The 23,717-nt window shown below is 61.5% G+C and carries 28 protein-coding genes; 15 read left to right on the top strand and 13 right to left on the bottom strand.

Features of this window, described 5'->3' with window-relative positions:
- Positions 1–6: 6 nt before the first annotated feature.
- From PQU95_RS00795 to lptM, 5 genes are all read right to left on the bottom strand, one after another.
- On the bottom strand, positions 7–1,185 hold the full coding sequence (locus PQU95_RS00795; RefSeq protein WP_272750244.1) for a hypothetical protein: 1,179 nt from the start codon (positions 1,183–1,185) through the stop codon (positions 7–9).
- Complete coding sequence (locus tag PQU95_RS00790) at positions 1,130–2,299, bottom strand: methanobactin export MATE transporter MbnM (protein WP_272750243.1); 1,170 nt, start codon at positions 2,297–2,299, stop codon at positions 1,130–1,132. Before PQU95_RS00790 ends, PQU95_RS00795 begins: the two co-directional genes overlap by 56 nt.
- Positions 2,299–3,294 (bottom strand): MbnP family copper-binding protein, encoded by a 996-nt coding sequence (locus PQU95_RS00785; protein WP_272750242.1) that lies wholly within the window; start codon positions 3,292–3,294, stop codon positions 2,299–2,301. The genes PQU95_RS00790 and PQU95_RS00785 overlap by 1 nt, the downstream gene beginning before the upstream one ends.
- Positions 3,295–3,433: 139 nt before the next feature.
- Positions 3,434–3,922 (bottom strand): GNAT family N-acetyltransferase, encoded by a 489-nt coding sequence (locus tag PQU95_RS00780; protein WP_272750241.1) that lies wholly within the window; start codon positions 3,920–3,922, stop codon positions 3,434–3,436.
- Positions 3,919–4,035 (bottom strand): LPS translocon maturation chaperone LptM, encoded by a 117-nt coding sequence (gene lptM / locus PQU95_RS18505; RefSeq protein WP_373321353.1) that lies wholly within the window; start codon positions 4,033–4,035, stop codon positions 3,919–3,921. The genes PQU95_RS00780 and lptM overlap by 4 nt, the downstream gene beginning before the upstream one ends.
- A 99-nt stretch (positions 4,036–4,134) precedes the next feature.
- On the opposite strand from lptM, the gene cyaY reads away from it, so the two are divergent.
- The 9 genes from cyaY to PQU95_RS00735 all read left to right on the top strand — a co-directional run bounded on the left by cyaY (position 4,135) and on the right by PQU95_RS00735 (position 11,510).
- On the top strand, positions 4,135–4,455 hold the full coding sequence (gene cyaY, locus PQU95_RS00775; protein WP_227302119.1) for an iron donor protein CyaY: 321 nt from the start codon (positions 4,135–4,137) through the stop codon (positions 4,453–4,455).
- Complete coding sequence (locus tag PQU95_RS00770; protein WP_227302120.1) at positions 4,456–4,863, top strand: YqaA family protein; 408 nt, start codon at positions 4,456–4,458, stop codon at positions 4,861–4,863. It abuts the gene before it with no gap.
- A 213-nt stretch (positions 4,864–5,076) separates the two neighbouring features.
- Positions 5,077–5,856: a 16S rRNA (adenine(1518)-N(6)/adenine(1519)-N(6))-dimethyltransferase RsmA gene (rsmA, locus tag PQU95_RS00765; protein ID WP_272750240.1), complete on the top strand. Its 780-nt coding sequence runs from the start codon at positions 5,077–5,079 to the stop codon at positions 5,854–5,856.
- A gap of 125 nt (positions 5,857–5,981) precedes the next feature.
- The gene (locus PQU95_RS00760) at positions 5,982–6,716 is read left to right on the top strand and encodes an amino acid ABC transporter ATP-binding protein (protein ID WP_272750239.1); all 735 of its coding nucleotides are present in this window, start codon (positions 5,982–5,984) and stop codon (positions 6,714–6,716) included.
- Positions 6,717–6,789: 73 nt separating this feature from the next.
- Positions 6,790–7,686, top strand: a complete 897-nt coding sequence (locus tag PQU95_RS00755; protein WP_272750238.1) for a glutamate/aspartate ABC transporter substrate-binding protein — start codon at positions 6,790–6,792, stop codon at positions 7,684–7,686.
- 121 nt (positions 7,687–7,807) lie between these two features.
- Positions 7,808–8,551, top strand: a complete 744-nt coding sequence (locus tag PQU95_RS00750; protein ID WP_272750237.1) for an amino acid ABC transporter permease — start codon at positions 7,808–7,810, stop codon at positions 8,549–8,551.
- The gene (locus PQU95_RS00745) at positions 8,551–9,216 is read left to right on the top strand and encodes an amino acid ABC transporter permease (RefSeq protein WP_272750236.1); all 666 of its coding nucleotides are present in this window, start codon (positions 8,551–8,553) and stop codon (positions 9,214–9,216) included. Before PQU95_RS00750 ends, PQU95_RS00745 begins: the two co-directional genes overlap by 1 nt.
- Positions 9,217–9,218: 2 nt before the next feature.
- The gene (locus PQU95_RS00740) at positions 9,219–9,953 is read left to right on the top strand and encodes an amino acid ABC transporter ATP-binding protein (RefSeq protein ID WP_272750385.1); all 735 of its coding nucleotides are present in this window, start codon (positions 9,219–9,221) and stop codon (positions 9,951–9,953) included.
- 345 nt (positions 9,954–10,298) lie between these two features.
- Positions 10,299–11,510: an EAL and HDOD domain-containing protein gene (locus PQU95_RS00735; RefSeq protein WP_272750235.1), complete on the top strand. Its 1,212-nt coding sequence runs from the start codon at positions 10,299–10,301 to the stop codon at positions 11,508–11,510.
- 68 nt (positions 11,511–11,578) lie between these two features.
- On the opposite strand, the gene PQU95_RS00730 is transcribed toward PQU95_RS00735, so the two are convergent.
- Both PQU95_RS00730 and PQU95_RS00725 read right to left on the bottom strand, forming a co-directional pair.
- Positions 11,579–12,715 (bottom strand): PilT/PilU family type 4a pilus ATPase, encoded by a 1,137-nt coding sequence (locus PQU95_RS00730; RefSeq protein WP_272750234.1) that lies wholly within the window; start codon positions 12,713–12,715, stop codon positions 11,579–11,581.
- A gap of 12 nt (positions 12,716–12,727) precedes the next feature.
- Positions 12,728–13,765, bottom strand: coding sequence for a type IV pilus twitching motility protein PilT (locus tag PQU95_RS00725; RefSeq protein WP_272750233.1), 1,038 nt, complete (start codon positions 13,763–13,765; stop codon positions 12,728–12,730).
- A 118-nt stretch (positions 13,766–13,883) separates the two neighbouring features.
- Here PQU95_RS00725 and PQU95_RS00720 point away from each other — a divergent pair, with 118 nt between their 5' ends.
- The 6 genes from PQU95_RS00720 (at position 13,884) to aroG (ending at position 18,216) form a co-directional block, all read left to right on the top strand.
- Positions 13,884–14,576, top strand: coding sequence for a YggS family pyridoxal phosphate-dependent enzyme (locus PQU95_RS00720; RefSeq protein ID WP_272750232.1), 693 nt, complete (start codon positions 13,884–13,886; stop codon positions 14,574–14,576).
- A gap of 51 nt (positions 14,577–14,627) precedes the next feature.
- Positions 14,628–15,428: a pyrroline-5-carboxylate reductase gene (proC, locus tag PQU95_RS00715; protein ID WP_272750231.1), complete on the top strand. Its 801-nt coding sequence runs from the start codon at positions 14,628–14,630 to the stop codon at positions 15,426–15,428.
- Positions 15,429–15,430: 2 nt separating this feature from the next.
- Complete coding sequence (locus PQU95_RS00710; protein WP_272750230.1) at positions 15,431–16,012, top strand: YggT family protein; 582 nt, start codon at positions 15,431–15,433, stop codon at positions 16,010–16,012.
- Positions 16,013–16,078: 66 nt separating this feature from the next.
- Positions 16,079–16,384 (top strand): c-type cytochrome, encoded by a 306-nt coding sequence (locus PQU95_RS00705; protein ID WP_272750229.1) that lies wholly within the window; start codon positions 16,079–16,081, stop codon positions 16,382–16,384.
- A 215-nt stretch (positions 16,385–16,599) separates the two neighbouring features.
- Entirely contained in the window at positions 16,600–17,010 is a 411-nt protein-coding gene (gene dksA, locus PQU95_RS00700; RefSeq protein WP_026107763.1) for an RNA polymerase-binding protein DksA, read from the top strand.
- A gap of 132 nt (positions 17,011–17,142) precedes the next feature.
- Positions 17,143–18,216 carry a 3-deoxy-7-phosphoheptulonate synthase AroG gene (gene aroG / locus PQU95_RS00695; RefSeq protein WP_147686347.1) on the top strand — a complete coding sequence of 358 codons (1,074 nt, stop codon included), beginning with the start codon at positions 17,143–17,145 and terminating at the stop codon, positions 18,214–18,216.
- An 89-nt stretch (positions 18,217–18,305) separates the two neighbouring features.
- Here aroG and PQU95_RS00690 read toward each other — a convergent pair whose 3' ends face one another.
- The 6 genes from PQU95_RS00690 to gap all read right to left on the bottom strand — a co-directional run bounded on the left by PQU95_RS00690 (position 18,306) and on the right by gap (position 23,682).
- The gene (locus tag PQU95_RS00690) at positions 18,306–19,100 is read right to left on the bottom strand and encodes a TIGR00266 family protein (RefSeq protein ID WP_026107764.1); all 795 of its coding nucleotides are present in this window, start codon (positions 19,098–19,100) and stop codon (positions 18,306–18,308) included.
- Positions 19,101–19,156: 56 nt separating this feature from the next.
- The gene (locus PQU95_RS00685; RefSeq protein ID WP_170253684.1) at positions 19,157–19,315 is read right to left on the bottom strand and encodes a hypothetical protein; all 159 of its coding nucleotides are present in this window, start codon (positions 19,313–19,315) and stop codon (positions 19,157–19,159) included.
- A gap of 86 nt (positions 19,316–19,401) precedes the next feature.
- Positions 19,402–20,466, bottom strand: a complete 1,065-nt coding sequence (gene fba / locus PQU95_RS00680) for a class II fructose-bisphosphate aldolase (protein WP_026107765.1) — start codon at positions 20,464–20,466, stop codon at positions 19,402–19,404.
- An 81-nt stretch (positions 20,467–20,547) separates the two neighbouring features.
- Positions 20,548–21,180: a LysE family translocator gene (locus PQU95_RS00675; RefSeq protein WP_272750228.1), complete on the bottom strand. Its 633-nt coding sequence runs from the start codon at positions 21,178–21,180 to the stop codon at positions 20,548–20,550.
- An 88-nt stretch (positions 21,181–21,268) separates the two neighbouring features.
- Positions 21,269–22,441 carry a phosphoglycerate kinase gene (locus PQU95_RS00670; RefSeq protein ID WP_272750227.1) on the bottom strand — a complete coding sequence of 391 codons (1,173 nt, stop codon included), beginning with the start codon at positions 22,439–22,441 and terminating at the stop codon, positions 21,269–21,271.
- Between the two features lie 227 nt (positions 22,442–22,668).
- Positions 22,669–23,682: a type I glyceraldehyde-3-phosphate dehydrogenase gene (gap, locus tag PQU95_RS00665; protein WP_147686332.1), complete on the bottom strand. Its 1,014-nt coding sequence runs from the start codon at positions 23,680–23,682 to the stop codon at positions 22,669–22,671.
- Positions 23,683–23,717 lie beyond the last annotated feature (35 nt).

The following is a 23,717-nucleotide window of genomic DNA, read 5'->3' as shown; positions in this document are numbered from 1 at the left end:
CGGACATCAGGGCAGCAGGCTGAACTGATGTTGCCAGCGCAATAGCCAGCGCTCGCGCGAACGCGGGTCGGTCTGGTCTTCCTGCCACTCCAGTGACCACTGCTGGTTTTTGGCGGCTTGCCAGCGCAGGCGTACGCCCAGAACCTCGGGCTGATGCTGGCTGCCGGTGATGCCGGCCTCCTTGGCCAGGATGGCGGCGTTGGTGCCGGTCAGCGTGTGCTGCAGGCGCAGGCGTTCGTAGCGCATACTGCCATCCACACCCGCCACCAGGGGCGCGCTGGCTTCCAAGGCCAGCCAGTCGGTGCGGCCATCGTAGTCTACTGTGCCGGTAGGGCTGCCCAGCTTACCCTGCTCGCGCCGGCTGCCTGCCGCACCGCGCAGGGTGATGCCGTACAGTTGGCCGCGTGCGGCCAACTCCAGCCACTGGCCATCACCGTTCAGGCAGGCCAGCGTGCTCTGGCAGCCGCTGGCACCACCGTGACTATGGCTGTGGCCGTCGCCCGCCAGCGCATTCTGCCGGGTGACGCGCGGGGTATCGGCGGCGGTAAGGCCCAGCTGCAGCGGGCCCAGGTCTTGTTCTAGCGCCAGCAACCACAGGCCGGCTTGTGCACCGGTACGGCGCGTGCCGGGGTTGCTGTCGCCGCGCAGTGCCGACACGGTCAGGCGGCGGCCAGGCTGTTGCAGCTGTAATGCCAGGCCGCTGTCGTGCCAGTGGTCGTGGCCGCCGGTAAGCAGGGTGTCGCGCAGGCTGCTGCGCCCCCATTCATCGGCAGCCAGTGCTTGCGCCGGGCTGAAGCGGCCGGCTTGCAGCGCAAGCGTGCCGGGGATCGCCGCCCAGCGTAGCCAGGCCTGGTCGTTGGCCAGCTGCTCGCGCTCGCGGTCGTAGCTGAGGGCCCACTGGGTCTGCAGGCCGGGCAGCCAGCGTGCTTGCCAGCCCAGGGTGCTGCGGTCGGCGTTCAGCTCGCGCAGGCTGGCGGCGGCAGGGTGGTCGATCTGCGTGAGCGCCGCCGGTGGCGTGTGGCTGCCGCGACCCTGGCGCAAGTCCAGGTCCAGCGTCAGCTGCTGTGCCGGGGCGGCGCTGCCGGTATCGTCATCGTGCACAACACCGTCGTGCGCCCAGCTACCGGTGCTACTGGCCAGCAGGGAAAGGATTGCTAAAGCGCGGGTTGGTGAGAAGTGTGTCATCGGTAAGGGTCTTCAAAAAGGCAATGATGTCCTGCTTGTCCTGGGCGCTCAGGTTGATGCGCGCGATCAGGTCGCTCTTGTACGGGTTCAGGCGGCCGTCACCGGCGTGCGGGCCGCTGGTGATGTTGCGCCCGCCGGCGGCGTAAAAGTCGAGTACTTCTTCCAGCGTGGCAATGCTGCCGTCGTGCATATAGGGTGCCGTGTTGGCGATATTGCGCAGGCTGGAGGCGCGGAAGGCGCCCATATCGGCCGGCAGGCTGGTGAATTCGAACAGGCCGCGGTTCGGGAAGGGAAAGCCACCCTTGCCATCGATGTTGTACAGGCCGGTGTTGTGGAAGGCACGGTTCACCTCCGGGCTGCCCAGGTGGTTGGTCTGGTCGTTGAAGTTGAAGCTGCCATGGCAGTGGAAGCACTCGGCGGTTTCACCCATGAACAGCTGCATGCCGCGCAGCTCTTCGGCGCTGAGGACGGCTTTTTTCTGCTGGTAGCGGTCGTATTTGCTGTCAAAGCTCAGCAGGCCACGCTGGAAGGTGGCAATGGCTTTGATGATGTTGCCAAAGGTGATGGTATCCCCTGCACTGCCAAAGACCTCGGCAAAGCGCTGGCGGTAATCGGTGTCGGCCTTGATGCGCGCCAGTACGGTGTCTTTATTGCTGTCGTTGACGCCCATTTCCACCGGGTTTTCACCGAACAGCGGCACTTCCATTTGCCGCTCCAGCGTCGTGAGCGAGGGGTTGGCCCAGGTATAGGTGCTGTGCCAGGCACTGTTGGCCAGGTGCTGGGCATTGCGGTGGGTCAGCTCGCCGGTACTGCCGGGCGATACCGCCAGGCCGTCGGTAAAGGCCTTGTTCTGGTGGTGGCAGCTGGCGCAGCTTTGCGTACCGTTACCGGACAGGCGTTTGTCGTAGAACAGCTGGCGGCCCAGCTGGAACTTGGCTTCGCTCATCGGGTTGTCCGCCGGCACCACCGGGGTGGGCACGTCTGCCGGCAGGTTCCATTGCCAACTGATGGTGCTGCGCGACGGGTCGACAACGGTGGTGCCGCCGGCACCGCCGCCACCCAGGCAGCCGGCCAGCAGCGCACTGCTGGCCAGGGTGATCAGCAGTGCTCGCATTATTTGCTTTCTACGCGGAAGGCCGGCACGTTGCTGCCGTCACCTTTGGCCTGGCCTGCCGGGCTGGTGGCCAGGTTCAGGTCGAGCTTGTCGAAAATAGCCGGGCATTCCGGGTCGGTGGTGCCACTCATGCAGCCGACAGCCCCCCCGGTGTCCTGCGACAGATTGCTGCTGGCCAATAGCTGCTGAACGTCCAGTACCACTTGCTGGCTGGACGGGTTGAAGGCGGCAAACTTTACTGGCAGGCGGTTCGGGTTGCTGCAGGTCACGCCCAGGCCGGTGACACTGTCGCCACCCGTGCAGTTGGTAGAGCCCAGGTGGATGTTAAAGGTGGTAGATGTGGAAGGTGGTGTGGTGGGACGCGCGACGCCGCCTACCGGATTGAACTCCACCTTCATGAATTTGCGGCCAACCTGCCAGCTCCAGGCCATGGCAGAGATATTCAGTGGTGCCGGGGCGGTGGCGTAGGGCAGGTGGTTCATGCCGACGGTGTTGCCGCTGCCGTTGGTGGCGGTGGACGGCACGCCTACCTGGAAGCTCATGCCAACGTAGTTGCCGCTGTCGATGCTGCCTTGTACCAGATTATTGGTTGCGGCCGTACCGGCAGCAGCGCAGGTGCCGGTTGCGTTTTCAAAGTCCAGCAGGGCAGTGTCCAGATATTGCCACTGGCTGTCCTGGGTCAGTTTTACCGGTACGGCGTTGCCCTGGGCCGTGATCAGCTTCACGTCGTGAACGTAAAAGCGCGCGTCTTTCAGGTCGGCACTGACGGCACTGGTGCCCAGGCTGCTGATGGCGGTGCCGCAGCTAACGCTGTTAGTACCGGATTTGAGCGCAAACTGGATGCTGACCGGGGTGGTACTAGGGGTGGTGGTGCTTGTGCTCGTCGAGCTGGCCGTGGTTGTGGCAGCCGGTGAGGCACCGCCGCCGCCGCCGCCCAGCAGGCAGGCAGTTAATAGAAGTGGCAAGGCGGCCAGGGGCAGGAGTGCTGTACGCATGGTGTGGTTCTCTCTTGTGTCGGTATGGAAACAAAAGAGAATTATCCAGACACATGACGTCTTGATAGTGCGGCAAATTGTCGCATTGCTGCGGCGATTTGCCGCAAAAACGGCCGGTATTTGACAATTATCAGGTGGATTACACCCCGGTAATCCGCTTTTCCATCATCAGGTAGGGGGTGCCACCCAGGCCGGACTGGGCAAAGCCTTCGCCCTGGTACAGGCTGCGGCCAACGTGGTTGTCGGCGCGTACTTCCAGGGTGACCTTGGCGCAGCCGCGAGCCAGGGCGGCGGCCTCTACCGCCTGCATCAGTGCCCTGCCCAGCCCCAGGCCGCGCGCGGTGGGAAGCACCGACAGGTCGTGCAGATTGCACACCGGTGCGGCGTAAAAACTGGAAAAACCCAGCACGCACAGCGCGTGGCCTGCCGGCTGGCCGTCGAGTTCGGCAATCAGGGCAAACAGGCCAGGGTGCTGCGCCAGCGCGGCGGGTAGCTGTTGCCGGGCGTGCTCGCTTAGCCCCTCGCCACCGCCCATGGCATCGCGGGCGTAGGCGTCGGTCAGCTGCAGCAGTAGCTGGCAGTCGGCGGGGTCGGCCAGCTTGGCCGCACGGATGGCCAGGGTGCTCATTGGGCGCTGCTGGCGACGGGCGGGGTGGTATTTTTGGGTAAATACAGCGGGCCTTTGTAGCCGCAGGCTGTCACGGTCAGGGATAGCAGGGCAAAGAGGAGTGCGGTACGCATACGGAATCCGGGTGCTATGGCAAAATGGCAGTCTATCAGGCCGTTGCCGTACTGCCCATGCAGTGCCGCGTGCGGCCAACCTTGAGACAGGATGACACCATGACCGAAAGTGATTTTCTGGGCCTGACCGATGGCCTTTTCCGCCGCATTGAAGACGCGCTGGAAGACGCCGGGCTGGATACCGACTGCCTGATCAACGGCAATGTAATGGAAATCGAGTTTGAGGACGGCGCCAAGATCGTGGTGAACCGCCACGTACCGAACCGTGAAATGTGGATTGCTGCCAAAAGTGGCGGCTTCCATTTTGCCCTGCGTGAAGATGGCCAGTGGTTGGCCGCGCGCGATGGTGCCGAGTTTGGCGCCACGCTGTCGCAGGTGGTGAGCGCGGCCAGCGGCGAAGCCTTCCGCTTTGTCGTATAAATGACTGAGCTGGCCCTGCTGGCGGGCTTGGCCGCGTCGGCCTTTCTGTCGGCTACGGTCTTGCCGGGTAATTCCGAGCTGGCCTTGTCTGCCCTGCTCTACCAGCAGCCGTCGCTACTGTGGCCTGCCGTGCTGGTCGCCAGTGTGGCCAACACGGCCGGTAGTGCCACCAGCCTGTGGCTGGGGCGGCGCGCACCGGCCAAAGCCCTGCCGGCGCGCACGGCGGGCTGGTTTGCCCGCTTTGGCCCCGCTACCTTGTTGTTAAGCTGGGTACCGTTGCTGGGCGATGCGTTGCCGTTGGCTGCCGGCTGGCTACGGCTGCCCTGGTGGCCTTGCCTGCTATGGTTGGCCGCAGGCAAAACGCTGCGTTACCTGCTGCTGGTGTGGGGGTTGCAGTGGTGGCGGTAAGTGCTGCTGGACGGCATGGCGTACGCTGCCGGTTGCCGTGTACGGAAATCCGGACGCCCGCCGCGGCGGCGACACCGATACAATAGCGTTTTGCTGGCCTGCCCGGCCGTGCCGGATTGTTGGCCGGTAGCGTGCGGGGCAACACCGATTTTGCAAGCTGCCACACCCTGGCCGGTGCGGGCGGCTTTCGTTTTTTGAAGAACTGAGCGTGCCATGAGCAAACATATTCCGCGCAAGCGTTTCGGGCAGAATTTTCTGCAGGACCAGCGCGTCATCGAAGACATCGTCAATGCCGTTGGCGCCCAGCGCAGTGATGTGGTGGTGGAGATCGGCCCCGGTCTGGGCGCGCTGACACGCCCGCTGTTACAGCGTCTAGACCATTTGCATGTAGTGGAGATCGATCGCGACATCATCAGCCGCCTGCGCGGCGAGATCTCGCCCAAGCGCCTGACCATCCACGAAGGCGATGCGCTGGCGTTTGATTTTGGCAGTGTGTGCGAGGGCCAGTTCAAGCTGGTAGGCAACCTGCCGTACAACATTTCCACCCCGCTGCTATTCCACCTGGCTTGCTACGGCAACCGTGTGATCGACATGCACTTCATGCTGCAAAAAGAAGTGATCGACCGCATGGTGGCCGAGCCATCCACCCCGGATTACGGCCGTTTGACGGTTATGTTGCAGTACCGTTTCGATATGGAACAGATCTTGCTGGTACCTCCAGGAGCGTTCTACCCGCCACCGAAAGTAGACTCGGCGGTAGTGCGGATGATTCCGGATGCGGGCCGTTGCGGTGTAGCCGATAACGAGACCCTGCTGGAAGAGCTGGTGGCCCAGGCGTTTGCCCAGCGTCGCAAGACACTGCGCAACAACCTGAAAGGCCTGGTAAGCGACGAGGAGCTGGCATCGGTGGGTATCGATGCAGGCTGGCGCGCCGAGAATGTCAGCGTAGCGCAGTACGTGTCGCTGGCCAACCTGGTTGCCCGTCGCGGCTAAGCCGTGTTGCAGTGCGCCTTGTGCGCCCTGCCCGGCATGGACACAATCCGGAACATACCGGCCTGGCACAAGACTGCGACATGCAGCGGCCGGGCCAACGCCAACTGGTGGAAGAGAGAGAAACCATGATTCGTTTCAATAATGTACACAAGTGGTTCAAAGACCTGCACGTACTCAATGGCGTCAGTCTGCAGGTGCAGCAGGGGGAAGTGGTGGTGGTGTGCGGGCCGTCCGGCTCGGGCAAGTCCACGCTGATCCGCACCGTGAACCAGCTGGAAAGCATCAACGAAGGGGAAATCTGGGTAGACGGCAAAAATGTGGCCGACCCCAAGACCGACCTGAATGCCCTGCGCGCCGAAGTCGGCTTTGTGTTTCAGCATTTCAATCTCTACCCCCATTTGTCGGTACTGGACAACATCACGCTATCGCCTATGAAGGTAAAGGGCATGGACCGTGCGGCTGCCGACAAGCTGGCCGTCACGCTGCTGGAGCGCGTCGGTCTGGCGCACAAGAAAGACGCTTTCCCGGCCATGCTGTCCGGTGGCCAGCAACAGCGCGTGGCCATTGCCCGTGGCCTGGCCATGGAACCACGCGTGATGCTGTTTGACGAACCAACCTCGGCACTGGACCCGGAAATGATCGGCGAAGTGCTGAAGGTGATGAAAGATTTGGCCGAGTCCGGCATGACCATGATGGTGGTGACCCACGAGATGGGCTTTGCCCGCGAAGTGGCCGACCGTGTGGTGTTTGTCGATCACGGCCAGATAATCGAAGAAGCGCATCCCGAGCACTTCTTTACCAACCCTCAGCACGATCGCGCCAAGCAGTTCCTGCGCCAGCTGTTGACACCGATGAACTAAAACCGCAGTAAGCCGCACCGGTGTCGGCGCGGCCTGAATAAAAGCAATATCACTTGAGAAACTGGAGAAACTTATGCGTTTTACTACCCGTCTGCTGACCACTGCCGTCATCGCCTCCGCTTTTGCTGCCCCGGCCATGGCCGAAGGCACGCTGGACAAGATCAAGGAATCCGGCGTGATCGTGCTGGGCCACCGCGATGCCTCCATCCCGTTTAGCTACCTGGCTGACGGCCCGAACCCGATCGGCTACTCGCACGACCTGCAGCTGAAAGTGGTGGAAGCCGTGAAAAAGCAGCTGAAGCTGCCGAACCTGCAAGTGAAGTACAACCTGGTAACGTCGCAGACCCGTATCCCGCTGGTACAGAACGGTACCGTGGATCTGGAATGTGGTTCCACCACCAACAACCTGGAGCGTCAGAAACAGGTAGCTTTCTCGGTAGGTATCTTTGAAATCGGTACCCGCCTGATGACTGCCAAGACCTCCGGCGTAAAAGACTTCCCGGACCTGAAAGGCAAGAACGTGGTGACCACCGCCGGTACCACTTCCGAGCGCCTGCTCAAAGCCATGAACGCCGAGAAGCAGATGGGCATGAACATCATTTCCGCCAAAGACCACGGCGAATCGTTCCTGATGCTGGAATCCGGCCGTGCCATCGCCTTCATGATGGATGACGCCCTGCTGTACGGCGAAATGGCCAAAGCCAAGAACCCGGCCAACTGGGTAGTTACCGGCAAGCCGCAGTCCTTCGAGATCTACGGTTGCATGCTGCGCAAGGACGACCCGGCCTTCAAGAAAGTGGTAGACGACGCCATCAAGGCCACCTTCAAGTCTGGCGAAGTGAACAAGATCTACAGCAAGTGGTTCATGAGCCCGGTACCGCCAAAAGGCCTGAACCTGAGCTTCCCGATGTCCGACGAATTCAAGGAACTGGTTGCCAAGCCGACCGACAAGTCCGCCGAGCAAATGTAATCCCTGCATGAACGCCCAAGCGGGTTTGTTCGGGTTGCGGCCAACGTAACCGGGCTGGGGGCTTGCCCCCACCCGCTTGCGAAGGGGCGCGGCTTGCGCCCCTTTTTCTTTGGAGAAGTGTATGAATTACAACTGGGACTGGAACGTCTTTTTCAAGTCCACCGGTATCGGCAGCGAGATCTATCTGGACTGGTTCGTGTCCGGCCTGGGCTGGACCATCGCCGTGGCGCTGGTAGCCTGGATCGTGGCGCTGGGGGTCGGTAGCGTGCTGGGCGTGATGCGCACCCTGCCGAACAAGCTGTTGTCCGGCGTGGCCACGGCTTATGTGGAGCTGTTCCGTAACGTACCCTTGCTGGTACAGCTGTTCATCTGGTATTTCATGGTGCCCGACTACCTGCCCGAGTCCGCGCAGGTATGGTTCAAGCAAGAGCTGAACCCGGCCACCTCCGCTTATATCTCGGTGGTAGTGTGTCTGGCGTTGTTTACCGCCGCCCGCGTGTGCGAGCAGGTGCGTACCGGTATTCAGGCCTTGCCCAAGGGCCAGAGCGCTGCCGCGCTGGCGGTGGGTTTCACCTTGCCGCAAATGTACCGCCACGTACTGCTGCCGCAGGCCTTTCGCATCATCATTCCGCCGCTTACCAGCGAATTTTTGAACATCTTCAAGAACTCGTCGGTGGCGTCGCTGATCGGCCTGATGGAACTGCTGGCGCAAACCAAGCAGACCGCCGAATTTACCGCCAATATGTTTGAGGCCTTTACCCTGGCCACGCTAATCTACTTTGTACTGAACATGAGCCTGATGACGTTCATGAGCTGGGTAGAGAAGAAAGTGCGCATCCCGGGCATGATGGGAGGAGCCAAATAATGGATTTCAGCCAGATTATTCCTTCGATGCCGGGCCTGGTGGACGGCATGCTGATGACGCTGAAGCTGCTGGCCTTGTCGGTGGTGGGCGGCGTGGCACTGGGTACGGTACTGGCGCTGTTGCGCCTGTCCAGCAACCCGCTGCTGTCCGGCTTTGCCAAAGCCTACGTGAACTACTTCCGATCCATTCCGCTGCTGCTGGTGATCACCTGGTTCTACCTGGCGGTGCCGATGCTGCTGAACTGGATTACCGGCACCTTTGTGTCGGTGGGTGCCTTCACCTCTTGCCTGGTGGCCTTCATGATGTTCGAAGCCGCCTACTACTGCGAGATCGTGCGTGCCGGTATCCAGTCCATTGCCAAGGGCCAGGAAAACGCCGCCTACGCGCTGGGCATGAGCTACGGCCAGGCCATGCGCCTGATCATCCTGCCGCAGGCCTTCCGCAAAATGATGCCGCTGCTACTGCAGCAATCCATCATCCTGTTCCAGGACACCTCGCTGGTGTACGCCGTGGGCCTGATGGATTTTCTGAACGCTGCCCGTTCCAAGGGCGATATCGTTGGTTTGCCGCATGAGTTCCTGATTTTTGCTGGTGCGGTGTACTTTGTGATCAGTTTCGGCGCGTCCCTGTCGGTGAAGCGCCTGCAAAAGAGGTTTGCGGTATGAGCATGATTTCCATCAAGAACGTCAGCAAATGGTACGGTGACTTCCAGGTGCTCACCGACTGCACCACCGACGTGAAAAAAGGCGAAGTCGTGGTGGTGTGCGGCCCGTCAGGCTCCGGCAAATCCACGCTGATCAAAACCGTCAACGCGCTGGAGCCGTTCCAGAAGGGCGACATCATCGTGGACGGCACCTCGGTAGGCGACGCCAAGACCGATCTGCCCAAGCTGCGCAGCCGCGTGGGCATGGTGTTCCAGCATTTCGAGCTGTTTCCGCACCTGTCCATTACCGAAAACCTGACCATTGCGCAGGAGCGCGTGCTGGGCCGCAGCAAAGACGAAGCCATGCAAAAAGGCCTGCACTACCTGGACCGCGTGGGCCTGAAAGCGCACGCGCACAAGTTTCCTGGCCAGCTGTCCGGCGGCCAGCAGCAGCGTGTGGCCATTGCCCGTGCCTTGGCGATGGACCCGATCGCCATGCTGTTCGACGAGCCAACGTCTGCACTGGACCCGGAAATGGTGAACGAAGTGCTGGACGTGATGGTAGAGCTGGCACAGGAAGGCATGACCATGATGTGCGTAACGCACGAGATGGGTTTTGCCCGAAAAGTGGCCAACCGCGTGATCTTCATGGACCGTGGCAGCATCGTGGAAGACTGCGCCAAGGAAGAGTTCTTCGGCAATATCGAAGCCCGCTCCGAGCGCGCCCGCCAGTTCTTGTCCAAGATTCTGCAGCACTAAGCAGCGTACGTTGGCCGCCAGCGTGCGGCCAACGTTTCACATGAAACGTTGCCTGCTGTCAGTCCGCCCAGCCCCCCGCTTTGCGTGGGGCTTTTTTATAGAATCTTTGAAACAAGCTGCCGTGTTTTTACCGCCGCTTTCCGCTCCCGGGCGGGCTGGTGTGCCCTGCCTAGCCAGGGCGCTGTGGTTTTCGAATGGCAAAAGCAGAGCTTTTCTATTGAATGCCAGCAGCGAAATAAAGTAGTAAAACGATATCGAGCGCCGGCACGACAAATATGCCACATGGTGGTTTTGTTCGTTCTAGGCTTGGGCTACCATCGACCTGTTACTACCAGAATGCCTGCCATGTATTCCACGATCTATCTTGGTCGCCAGCCTATAGTTGATGCCCAGCAAAAGCGCGTAGCGTATGAGCTGCTGTTCCGCTCCGGGCCGGAAAACCGCGCCCTGTTCCAGGACGATGTCAACGCTACCGCATCGGTCATCCGGCATGCCTTTATCGACCTGGGCTTGTCGCGGGTGCTGGAAGGCTGCCCGGGGTTTGTGAATGTCAGCGAGAAGCTGTTATTCAGTCCGGTGCTCGATTTATTGCCACCAGACACCATCATTCTGGAGATCCTGGAAAGCGTGGAGCTGACGCCGTCGGTATACGAGCGCTGCGCACAACTGAAAGCACGCGGCTACCAGCTCGCGCTGGACGATGTGAGCGACATCACTCCCGACATGCTGCCGCTGCTGCCGCTGGTTGACTACCTGAAATTCGATCTGCAGCAAGTGCCGCTGTCTGCCTTGCCCCGCCTGCTGCAGTGCCTGCAAGGCTTTCGCGGCCAACTGCTGGCTGAAAAAGTGGATACCTTCGAGCAATACGAAGCGTGCATGAAGCTGGGTATCGGGCTGTTCCAGGGCTATTTCTTTGCCCGGCCTACCGTAATGAGCCATAACCGTGCGCACCCGCACCGCGCCCTGCTACTGCGTCTGTTGGGCCTGGTGATGAAAGACGCTGATGTGGCCGAGCTGGAAAGCGTATTCAAGGCGGCGCCGGACATGGTGGTGGGCTTGCTGAAACTGGTGAACGCCGCCGAGTCCTACCGCCAGCCGGTAGGCTCGATCCGGGAAGCCATCATCACGCTGGGCACGTCCAGGCTCAAGCGCTGGGCGCTGATCATCCTGTTTGCAGCCGATTGCCGCCCTTCGCAGGGCCCCAGTCCGCTGCTGGAGATGGCGGTGGTGCGCGGGCGCATGATGGAGCTGCTGGCGGGCGATGCCGGTATCGACCCGGATGAAGCGTTCATGACGGGCATCCTGTCGTTGGCTGACACCTTGCTGGCCACGCCGATGGCAGATCTGATAAGCGGTCTGGCACTGAACCGGGATGTGCAGCAGGCGCTACTGGCGCGTAGCGGGCCACTGGGCCAGCTCTTGGCACTGGTGGCGCTGGGCGAATGTCAGGAGCTGGCCTCGCCACTGCCGGACATGGACGCCGAACGTTTCAATGCCTTGCAGCTGTCGGCGCTGGCCTGGGTGCGCGAAACCTGGCGCGATGATTTTCTGGGTTGAAGGTTGGCCGCAGGTGGTGGTGAACAGAAAAGCCGGCGAATGCCGGCTTTTTGCATGCGTAAGGCGCCTTACACGATGTCCAGGTGGTCCAGCCCGTCCAGCGGGTTGTGCTGCTTGGCTTTTTCGCTGTACAGCTTGATCTGCAGGCGCAGGTCGTTGATGGAGTCGGCGTTGCGCAGCGCGTCTTCGTAGCTCACCAGGCCGGCTTCGAACAGCTGGAACAGTGCCTGGTCGAATGTCTGCATGCCAGACTCTTTCGAGCGGCCCATGACTTCCTTGATGCCGCTGATTTCACCCTTGAAGATCATGTCGGAGATCAGCGGGCTGTTCAGCAGGATTTCAATGGCCGCTGTCCGACCCTTGCTGCCTTTGAGCGGAACCAGACGCTGCGAGATGATGGCACGCATGTTCAGCGACAGGTCCATCAGCACTTGCTGGTGACGCTCTTCGGGGAAGAAGTTCAGGATGCGGTCCAGCGCCTGGTTGGCGTTGTTGGCGTGCAGCGTGGCCAGGCACAGGTGGCCGGTCTCGGCAAACTGCAGGCCGTACATCATGGATTCGCGGTCGCGGATCTCGCCCATCAGGATCACGTCCGGCGCCTGGCGCAGCGTGTTTTTCAGCGCTACCTCCCAGCTTTCGGTATCCACGCCAATCTCGCGCTGGGTAATGATGCTTTTCTTGTGGTTGTGTACGTATTCGATCGGGTCTTCGATCGTGATGATGTGGTCGGCCGTGGTGCTGTTGCGCCAGTCTACCAGCGCTGCCAGCGAGGTGGATTTACCCGAGCCGGTACCACCCACGAAGATCACCAGGCCGCGTTTGATCAGTGCGATGTCTTTCAGCACGTCTGGCAGGCCCAGGCCGTCCAGCGTGGGAATTTCGGTGTTGATCTTGCGCAGCACCATGCCGGCGCTACCCTGCTGCACGTAGGCGCTGACACGGAAGCGGCCGATGCCTGGCGGGCTGATGGCAAAGTTGGCCTCGCGGGTGGATTCGAACTCTTCGGTCTGGCGGTCGTTCATCACCGAGCGCACCAGCTCTTTGGTGTGCTGGGCCGTTAGCGGCTGCGGCGCGACCGGGGTGATCTTGCCGTCTATCTTCATGGCTGGCGGGAAGTCGGCGCTGATGAAGATATCGGAGGCGTTCTTGCTGATGGCGTGTTTCAGCAGATCGTGAATGAATTTTGATGCCTGGTCTTTTTCCATGGCCTATCCCGCTCAGAAAGCGTCCTTGTTACTGGCCTTGGTGCGGGCTTCCTGCACCGATACGTGGCCGTGGCGTACCAGCTCCTGCAGGCACTGATCCAGTGTCTGCATGCCGTGCTGCTGGCCGGTCTGGATCATGGAGTTGATCTGCGCGATCTTGTTCTCGCGGATCAGGTTGCGGATGGCCGGGGTGCCGATCATGATCTCGTGCGCGGCAATACGGGCGCTTTCGTCCTTGGTTTTCAGCAGGCTTTGCGAGATCACCGCGCGCAGGCTTTCCGACAGCATGGAGCGCACCATTTCCTTTTCGCCGGCCGGGAACACGTCCACGATACGGTCAATGGTTTTGGCCGCACTGCTGGTGTGCAGGGTGCCGAATACCAGGTGGCCGGTTTCTGCGGCCGACAGCGCCAGGCGGATGGTTTCCAGGTCGCGCATTTCACCGATCAGGATCACGTCCGGGTCTTCGCGCAGTGCGCTGCGCAGTGCCGCCGAAAAGCTGCGCGTCTGCGAACCCAGCTCGCGTTGGTTTACCAGCGACTTCTTGCTCTCATGCACGAATTCGATCGGGTCTTCCACCGTCAGGATGTGCGAGTAGTGGTTGGCATTGATGTAGTCGATCATCGCCGCCAGTGTGGTGGATTTACCCGAGCCGGTGGGGCCGGTCACCAGTACGATGCCGCGCGGGTAGTCGGAAATATCCTTGAAAATGCGCGGTGCGCCCAGGTCTTCCAGCGTCAGTACGCGGGAGGGAATCACGCGGAATACCGCGCCGATGCCGCGGTTCTGCACAAACACGTTTACCCGGAAACGCGCCACACCCGGTACCTCGAACGAGAAGTCGGCCTCGTAAGTGTCTTCAAAAATCTTGCGCTGGTAGTCGTTCATGATGTCGTACACCATGTCGTGCACATCGTGGTGCGCCAGCGGCGGCAGGTTGATGCGGCGGATATCGCCATGCACGCGTATCATCGGCGGCAGCCCGGCCGATAAATGCAGGTCAGAGGCTTTGTTCTTGACCGTAAAGGCCAGAAGATCAGATATTTCCATATATTTCTCCGGGGGTGTACGGCATCCGCAAGCATGTCGGGTGCATTGTACTCCCACCTATTGCTGCTGCCCACGCAGGCGCTGGTCCCGGCTTGGGCAGTAATGTCGGAAACGCACCATGTCCCAATTGACTCTAGCCTTGCACGCTGTGCAGGCGCAACTGGCCGAGGCTACCCGCCTGTCCGGCCGCGAGGCGGGCGCAGTACAGCTGTTGGCCGTCAGTAAAACCTTTCCCGCCGCCGCCGTGCGCGAGGTTTACGCTGCCGGGCAGCGTGCCTTTGGCGAAAACTATGTGCAGGAGCTGCAAGCCAAAGCCGCCGATCTGGCCGATCTGGCCATTACATGGCACTTCATTGGCCCCTTGCAATCCAACAAGACCCGCATCGTGGCAGAAACCGCCCATTGGGTACACTCCATCGAGCGCCTGAAAATTGCCGAGCGCTTGTCTGTCCAGCGCCCTGCACATTTGCCGCCACTGAATGTGTGTGTGCAGGTGAATGTTTCGGGTGAGGACAGCAAGAGTGGCTGCGCCCCGGCCGAGGCGCCAGCGCTGCTGCGCGCTGTGGCTGCCTTGCCACAGCTACAGCTGCGCGGCTTGATGTGCATCCCGGAGCCTACGCCGGATGCGGGCACGTTGGCCGCACGCTTTGCCGTGCTGCGCCAGCTGCAAGCCCAGATGGCGGCGGAAGGCCTGGTGCTGGATACCCTGTCCATGGGCATGTCGTCCGATATGGCGGCGGCCATTGCGGCGGGCAGCACCATGGTGCGGGTGGGCACGGCTATTTTCGGGGCCCGTCATTACCCGGCCTAGGCTAATATCGTGGCGCAGCGTTTGCTGTATACAATCTACAAAGAGAGAAACATGAACATTACCTTCATCGGCGGCGGCAATATGGCTACTGCCATCATTGGTGGTCTGGCAGGGGGCGCGCACCAGATCCAGGTAGTCGAGCCCGGTAGCGAAAAACGCGCGCAGCTGGCGGCTGATTTTGGCGTGATCGCCCTGCCTGCCCTGCCCGCCGCGTTTGGCCCGGAGGACATCATCGTGCTGGCGGTAAAACCGCAGGTATTGCGAGAGGTGTGCCAGCAGCTGGCACCGGTACTGGGCGGCGCTTTGGTGATCTCCATTGCGGCCGGTATTGGCATTACCGCCATGGCTGGCTGGCTGGGCAGCCAGCGTATTGTCCGCGTGATGCCGAACACCCCGGCCATGGTGGGCAAGGGGGTATCCGGCTTGTACGCTGCGGCCAACGTGGTACAGACCGACCGTGACAACGCCACCGCCATCATGGCGGCGGTAGGCATCACCACCTGGCTGGTTACCGAAAGCGGTATCGACGACATCACCAGCGTGTCGGGCAGCGGCCCGGCCTACGTGTTTTACTTTATCGAAAGCATGATCGAAGGCGCGGTGCAGGCCGGCTTTGCCGAAGACGAAGCGCGCCGGCTGGTGTTGGCTACCTTCGAGGGTGCAGTAGAGCTGGCGCGCCAAAGCCCGCTACCGGTGGCCACATTGCGCCAGAATGTGATGAGCAAGGGCGGTACGACCGAGCGAGCCATCTTCCGTTTTGAAGCCGATGGCGTGAAAACCGCCATTGTGGCGGGTATGGAAGACTGCCGTGCCCGTTCGGTGGCGCTGGGTATTGAACTTTCCAAGGACTAGGCATGCTGCTGCAGACCCTGCAATTTTTGCTACAAACCGTAGGCGGGTTGTTCTCGCTGGTGTTGCTGATGCGTTTTTACCTGCAATTGGCGCGGGCGCCACACAGGCACCCGCTCACCCAGTTCGTGATGGCGATGACCAACTTTGCCGTCTTGCGCCTGCGCCGCCTGGTGCCGGCATGGCACGGCTACGATAGTGCCTCGCTGCTGGCTGCCTTTCTGGTCACGCTGGCGGTCAGCACGCTGGTGCTGGCCACCAACCTGCTGCCGTACGACTTTGCCCACCCGCAAACCTGGCTGGGTCTGTGCCTGCTGTCCTTGCTGGAGTTGTTCCGCCAGTCGCTGAACCTGTTGGCGGGCGCGGTGATCGTGCAGGCTATCCTGAGCTGGGTAAGCCCCTACAACGCCATTACGCCGATTCTGGACGCGCTGACCCGTCCTTACCTGAAGCCGTTCCGTGCGGCCAACGTGGGTGGGGTGGATCTGTCGCCGCTGATTGTCATCCTGATCATCCAGGTGATACAGATGCTGCCGCTACGCGTGCTGGAGCAGCTATTCTTGATGCAACTCAAGATGGCTGTGTAAAAGAGCCAGTATTAACTACCCTGCTTGCCGCCTCGAATGCGGCTTCAACCCTGTGGAGATGCTTCAATGAAAAAAATGCTGTTTGCCGCGCTGGCCATCAGCGCCTTTGCTGCCCCGGCTTTTGCCAACCTGCAGCTGGCACAAAAGAACAACTGCACCGCCTGTCATGCCGTTGACAAAAAGGTAGTTGGCCCGGCTTATAAAGATGTGGCCAAGAAATACGCTGGCGACAAAGCTGCCGAAGCCAAACTGGTTGCCAAAGTGAAAGCCGGTGGTGCCGGTGTATGGGGTGCGGTGCCAATGCCACCGAATGCCCAAGTGAGTGATGCCGACGTGAAAACGCTGGTGAAATGGGTACTGTCGCTGAAGTAATGCGCCGTATGCCATACAGGCGGCCTGCGGGCCGCTTTTTTGTTTTTCCATCGAATACCGGGGTCATTGAGGCGTTGTAGCTTGTTATCTGTGTCGATGGGCGCTATATACAAACATAAATCTCGCTTTGTGCAGCTGTGGCAGTTGCACTTTCCGTATGCCGTCGGTAATCTCTCACGCCTGTCTGCCACACTACCTTGCTGGAACACATCATCATGGCCAAGCTGACTGAACAAGACATCATCAACTGGTCCGGCGACGACTACATGAACGCCGACCACCTTGAGTTCTTCAAGGAGCGCTTGTTGCAGATGCAGCAGGAGCTGCTGAGCAACGCCACTGCCACCGCCAGCCACCTGCAAGAGCAGGAGGCCACACCGGACCCGGCTGACCGCGCCACACTGGAAGAAGAGTACGCCCTGGAGCTGCGTACCCGGGACCGTGAGCGCAAACTGCTGCAAAAAATCCAGTCCACCCTGCGTCTGATCGAAGACGGTAGCTACGGCTATTGCGAAGACACGGGTGAACCCATTGGCCTGAAACGCCTGCTGGCCCGCCCTACCGCTTCGCTGTCCGTGGAAGCCCAGGAGCGCCGCGAGCGTATGAAGCGTCAGTACGCCGACTGATCCTGGCCGGCTTGCTACACCACAAGGCACCCCGCGGGGTGCCTTTTGTTTTTGCACGCAAGGCTTGGCAGGCGGGGTGAGTCAGGTTAATGTTGCTGTGCAAACAAACAGATAAAGTGCAAGGACAAAGCAATGCATCGCCAGACCGACGACGTCAGAATCCGCGGCATCAAGGAACTGCTTCCCCCGATCGCCCACCTGTACGAGCTGCCGATCAACGAACCGGCCGCCGAACTCATTTACCATACCCGCCGTGACATCGCGCGCCTGCTGCGCTCGGAGGACGACCGCCTGCTGGTGGTGATTGGCCCCTGTTCCATTCACGATCCGGAAGCCGCCGAAGAGTACGCCCGCCGCCTGCTGCCGCTGCGCGAAAAATACGCTGGCGAGCTGCTGGTGGTGATGCGCGTGTATTTCGAAAAACCGCGTACCACCGTAGGCTGGAAAGGCCTGATCAACGACCCGCACCTGAACGAAACCTTCGACATCAACACCGGCCTGCGCATGGGCCGCCGCCTGCTGCTGAACCTGAACAGCATGGGCATGCCGGCTGCGACCGAATTCCTGGACATGATCACGCCGCAATACCTGGCCGACCTGATCAGCTGGGGTGCCATCGGCGCGCGGACTACCGAGTCGCAAGTACACCGCGAGCTGGCCTCCGGCTTGTCTTGCCCGGTAGGTTTCAAGAATGGTACCGACGGCAACCTGAAGATCGCCGTGGACGCTATCCGTTCCGCCAGCGTGTCGCACCATTTCCTGTCGGTGACCAAAACCGGCCACTCCGCCATCGTGGAAACCGGCGGCAACCCGGACTGCCACGTGATCCTGCGTGGTGGCAAAGAGCCGAACTACGAAGCGCGCTTCGTGCAGGCTGCCGCCGCCGAGCTGGCTGCCGTGGGCTTGTCGCAAAAACTGATGGTGGACTTCAGCCATGCCAACAGCCGCAAGGACTATCGCCGCCAGATGGAAGTGTGCGACGACGTGGCGCAGCAAATGGCCGCCGGCGACACCCATATCTTTGGCGTGATGGTGGAAAGCCACCTGGTAGAGGGCCGTCAGGACCTGAAACCGGGCTGCGAGCTGACCTACGGCCAGAGCATTACCGACGCCTGCATCAGCTGGGATGACACGGAAAAGCTGCTGGAAACGCTGGCCAATGCCGTGAGCGCCCGCCGTCTGAAGCAGGGCAGCGCCGGCAAGTAAGCCCGCCCCAGCGCCATGCAAAACCCCCGCTACGCAGCGGGGGTTTTTGTTTGCCTGCGGCCAACGTTGGCCGCAGGGCCGTGGATGGCTTAGTCCTTGCCGTCCAGGATATTGCCGATGCTGCCCAGAATGGAGCCCTGCTCGCTGCTGCTGCCACCGGCACGCGGGCTGGCGGCCACGATGCGGTCGGCCAGGCGCGACAGCGGTAGCGACTGCAGCCACACCTTGCCAGGCCCGGTCAGGCGGGCAAAGAACACGCCTTCGCCGCCAAACAGCGCGCTTTTGAGCTTGCCCACGTACTCGATATCAAAGTCTACCGTGGGTTGATACGCTACCACGCAGCCGGTATCCACGCGCAGGACTTCACCCGCGTGCAGCTGGCGGCAGGTCAGCGTGCCGCCAGCGTGCAGGAACACATAGCCGTCGCCTTCCAGCTTTTGCATGATGAAACCTTCGCCACCAAACAGGCCGGTGCCGATTTTCTTTTGCAGCGCCAGCCCCAGGCTCACGCCCTTGGCACCGGCCAGAAAGCTGTCTTTCTGCGCGTACAGCAGGCCGCCCAGCTCTAGCAGGTGTACCGGCACGATCTTGCCCGGGTAGCTGGCGGCAAAGGCCACTTTGCGCTTTACCTGGCTCTGGTTGTAGTACACGGTGGTAAACAGCGACTCGCCGGTCACCAGGCGCTTGCCTGCCCCCAGCAGCTTGCCGAACAGCCCGCCCTGGTTGGCCGAGCCGTCGCCGAAGACGGTATCCATGGTGATGCCGTCTTCCATGTAGTACAGCGCGCCAGCTTCGCCCACGGCCGCTTCGCCCGGGTCCAGCTCCACTTCGACGTACTGCATGTCGTCGCCAAATACTTCGTAATCGATTACGTCCATTGCCATCGTGTTGCTCCTTGGGTTGAGGGTGGGTCAATACCAGCGCGGGTACTCAGACCATGCTAGCGTGGTTTAGTGTCCTGCGTTTGCCCATCACCGCTGTCTTTGGGCGGGCGCAGCAGCATGATCCATAGGTGCAGCACGATGCCGGCCAGCGGCACCAGGCCCAGGATAATGACAAACACCCACTCCAGCGGGGTGAACAGTTCGCTTAGCGCCATACATTTCTCCACGCTCGGCTAATAAAAAAGGGCTGCCCGCAGACAGCCCCCTACCATAGGCGACCAAGCCTGGCCGCCGCGGTGCATTACTTCACGATCTGGGCCAGCTGGCCCTTCATGTACAGGTTGGCCATGGCGTCCAGGCTCACCGGCTTGATCTTGCTGGCCATGCCGGCCGCGCCAAAGGCTTCGTAGCGGGCGATCACGATGTCACGCATGGCCACGGTGCTGGCGGCCAGGTATTTGCGCGGGTCGAACTCTTTCGGGTTCTGCGCCATGAAGCGGCGGATGGCACCGGTAGACGCCAGGCGCAGGTCGGTGTCGATGTTCACCTTGCGCACGCCGTGCTTGATGCCTTCCACGATTTCTTCTACCGGCACGCCGTAGGTCTCGCCCAGGTCGCCGCCGAACTCGTTGATGATGGCCAGCCACTCTTGCGGCACGCTGGACGAGCCGTGCATCACCAGGTGGGTGTTAGGGATGCGCGCGTGGATTTCCTTGATACGGTCGATACGCAGCACGTCGCCGGTAGGTTTTTTGGTGAATTTGTAGGCGCCGTGGCTGGTGCCGATGGCGATGGCCAGCGCGTCTACGCCGGTGTCTTTCACGAACTGGGCGGCTTCTTCCGGGTCGGTCAGCAGCTGGCTGTGGTCCAGCACGCCTTCTGCGCCTACACCGTCTTCTTCGCCGGCCATGCCGGTTTCCAGGCTACCCAGGCAGCCGATTTCGCCCTCTACCGATACGCCGCAGGCGTGGGCAAAGTTCACCACGGTGCGGGTAACATCCACGTTGTAGGCGTAGTCGGCCGGGGTCTTGCCGTCGGACTTCAGCGAGCCGTCCATCATCACCGAGCTGAAACCCAGCTGGATGGAGCGCTGGCACACGTCCGGGCTGGTACCGTGGTCCTGGTGCATCACCACCGGGATATGCGGAAACTCTTCCACGGCGGCCAGGATCAGGTGGCGCAGGAACGGCGCGCCAGCGTATTTGCGGGCACCGGCCGATGCTTGCACGATCACCGGGGCGTTGACCTTGTCAGCGGCTTCCATGATGGCGCGCATCTGTTCCAGGTTGTTCACGTTGAAGGCCGGCAGGCCGTAGCTGAATTCTGCTGCGTGGTCCAGCAGTTGACGCATCGAAACGAGTGCCATGTAAAAGTCTCCAGTATTGTGGTGCAGCCAGCTTGTGGCAGGCTGCAGAAAAGGTTGGCCGCAGGGGCCGTAGTGCACTGTTTACGCGCGGCTTACCGTGCCGAGGGCTACGCCGGCTGCCATGAAGGAGCCGCCGGCAAAGCGGTTCATCAGGCGCAGGCGCCGCGGGCTGGTCAGCCAGTGTTTCAGGCGTGCGCCGCCAAAGGCGTAAACCAGCTGCCAGCTCACCTCAATCACGAAAAACGTGGCAGACAGCACCACCAGCTGTGGCAGCTGCGGCACGTCGGCACGCATGAACTGTGGAAACAGCGCGGTAAAAAACACAAAAGCCTTCGGGTTGCTCATGGCCACCAGAAAGCCGGTACGAAAACGTTGGCCGCGGCTGCTCTCTCCTGCTGCCACGGCGTCGCTGGTTTCTGCCTGCTCTGCCACCGGGGCACGCCAGGCCTGGTAGCCCAGCCACACCAGATACGCCGCACCGGCGTACTTGACGATGGAGAACAGCAGCTCGGAGGTGGCCAGTACCGCACCCAGTCCGGCCACGGAGCCTGCCATGACCAGCGCCAGCGCCACCAGGAGCCCCGCCAGCGTGGGCAGCGCACCGCCCAGGCCGTAACGGATGCCGTGGCTCATCGCCAGCAGCATATTGGGGCCAGGTGTAGCGGACACGAAAAACACCGTTACTACGAACAACAGCCAGGTTTGCATCGCCATGGGCACCTCCTTGTGTTTTGCTTGCCGAGTCTAGGCGCTGGGCCTGTACCCGGCAAGTTTCAGCGGGGCAATCATGCCCGCACCATCATCAGGCGCGTTCGCCCAGGATCGCTACGGCGGGCAGGGTTTTGCCTTCCAGGAACTCCAGGAACGCGCCGCCGCCGGTGGAGATGTAGCTGATCTTGTCGGTCAGCTCGTACTTGGCGATGGCCGCCAGGGTGTCGCCGCCGCCGGCGATGGAGAAGCCTTCGGCGTCTGCGATGGCCTGCCCCAGCACGCGGGTGCCTTCGGCAAACTGGGCAAATTCGAACACGCCTACCGGGCCGTTCCATACTACGGTACCGGCTTTGGCCACGATGGCGGCCAGCTCCTGGGCGGAATCCGGGCCGATGTCCAGGATCATGTCGTCGGCAGCCACGTCGGCCACGGTTTTCAGCGTAGCCGTGGCGCTTTCGGCAAACTCGGTGGCGCATACCACGTCGCTAGGCAGCGGCACGTCGCCGCCACGGGCACGGATCTTGGCAATGACGCGTTTGGCGTCGTCTACCAGGTCAGCCTCGGCCAGCGATTTGCCGATGGCGTGGCCTTCGGCCAGCAGGAAGGTGTTGGCGATGCCGCCGCCCACGATCAGCTGGTCTACCTTGTCGGCCAGGCTTTCCAGGATGGTGAGCTTGGTGGATACCTTGGAGCCGGCCACGATGGCCACCAGCGGGCGGGCCGGGGCCAGCAGCGCTTTGCCCAGCGCGTCCAGCTCGGCAGCCAGCAGGATGCCGGCGCAGGCTACCGGGGCGTATTGTGCCACGGCGTGGGTAGAGGCCTCGGCGCGGTGGGCGGTACCGAAGGCGTCGTTGACGAACACGTCGCACAGGCTGGCGTAAGCCTGCCCCAGCTCGGCGTTGTTCTTTTTCTCGCCCTTGTTCAGGCGCACGTTTTCCAGCATCACCACATCACCTGCGGCCAGGGTCAGGCCGGCTTGCCAGCTGTCGGTCACGGTGACGGTTTTGCCCAGCAGCTCGGACAGGCGCGCGGCCACTGGAGCCAGGCTGTCTTCCGGCTTCGGCTCGCCTTCGGTAGGGCGGCCCAGGTGGGTCATCAGGATCACGCTGGCGCCCGCCTGCAGGCAGTGCAGGATGGACGGCAGGCTGGCGCGGATACGGGTGTCGTCACCGATCACGCCGTTTTTTACCGGCACGTTCATGTCCACGCGGATCAGCACGCGTTGGCCTGCCAGGGCGAGGTCGGTCAGTTTCTTGAATTGCATGGTTGTGGCCTTTTGGAAAACAAGTAAATAAACAGGCTGCTTGCTTGTGTGCAGGGCCGCCCGGTGGCAGCAAGGCGCCGGGCTGTGTGGTATTGCCAGGCCCGGTGGAGCGGGCCTGCACGCCTGGGTATCGGCGCCATTATGCCACTCGCCTGTGTGGCGGTGGCTGGTGGCGCTACCCGGCAAGCAGCGTGCGGCCAACCTTGCAGGTTGGCCGCGAGGCTTGCTTACTTGGCGGCGAACATTGCGCGAGCGGTTTTCAGCATCTGCTGGCAGAAGCCCCACTCGTTGTCGTACCAGGCCAGCACTTTCACCATATTGCCGCCGGTTACCTTGGTGAGGGTGGCGTCGAAGAAGGAGCCTTCGGTGGTGTGGTTAAAGTCGCTGGAAACCAGCGGCAGGGTGTTGTAACCCAGGGTGCCCTTCATGCTGCCTTCGGACGCCTTTTTGACGATTTCGTTGATTTCGTCCTTGGTGGTGTCGCGCATGGCGGTAAAGGTGAGGTCAACCAGCGACACGTTGATGGTCGGCACGCGTACCGCAAAGCCGTCCAGCTTGCCTTTCAGTTCCGGCAGCACCAGGCCGACTGCTTTGGCAGCGCCGGTCTTGGTGGGGATCATGTTGTCGGTGGCGGAGCGGGCGCGGCGCAGGTCTTTGTGACGCACGTCGGTCAGCACCTGGTCGTTGGTGAAGGCGTGGATGGTGGTCATCAGGCCTTTTTTGATGCCGATGGCGTCGTTCAGCGCCTTGGCCACCGGGGCCAGGCAGTTGGTGGTGCAGGACGCGTTGGATACGACGGTCATGTCGGCAGTCAGGATGTCGTGGTTCACGCCGTACACGATGGTGGCGTCCACGTCGTCACCGCCCGGTGCGGAGATCAGCACCTTCTTGGCGCCAGCGTCCAGGTGCAGCTTGCACTTTTCCTTGGTGGTGAACGAGCCGGTGCATTCCAGCACCAGGTCTACGTTCAGCGCGGCCCATGGCAGCTCGGCCGGGTTACGGGTGCTGAAGAACGGGATGCGGTCGCCGTTAACGATCAGGGCTTCTTCATCGTGGCTGACATCGGCAGCAAAACGGCCGTGCACGGTATCGAACTTGGTCAGGTGCGCATTGGTGGCCAGGTCGCCGGAGGCGTTCACGGCAACGATCTCGAAATCGCCACGCAGGTTGTATTCGTAGATGGAACGCAGGGCCTGACGGCCGATACGGCCGTAACCGTTGATTGCGATGCGGATGGACATGGTTTTCTCTCCCAGAAATGAAAACCCGGCAAGCC

Source organism: Vogesella aquatica (assembly GCF_028548455.1).
In the GTDB taxonomy this organism is placed as follows: domain Bacteria; phylum Pseudomonadota; class Gammaproteobacteria; order Burkholderiales; family Chromobacteriaceae; genus Vogesella; species Vogesella aquatica.
This window is presented reverse-complemented; position numbering and strand designations above follow the sequence as displayed.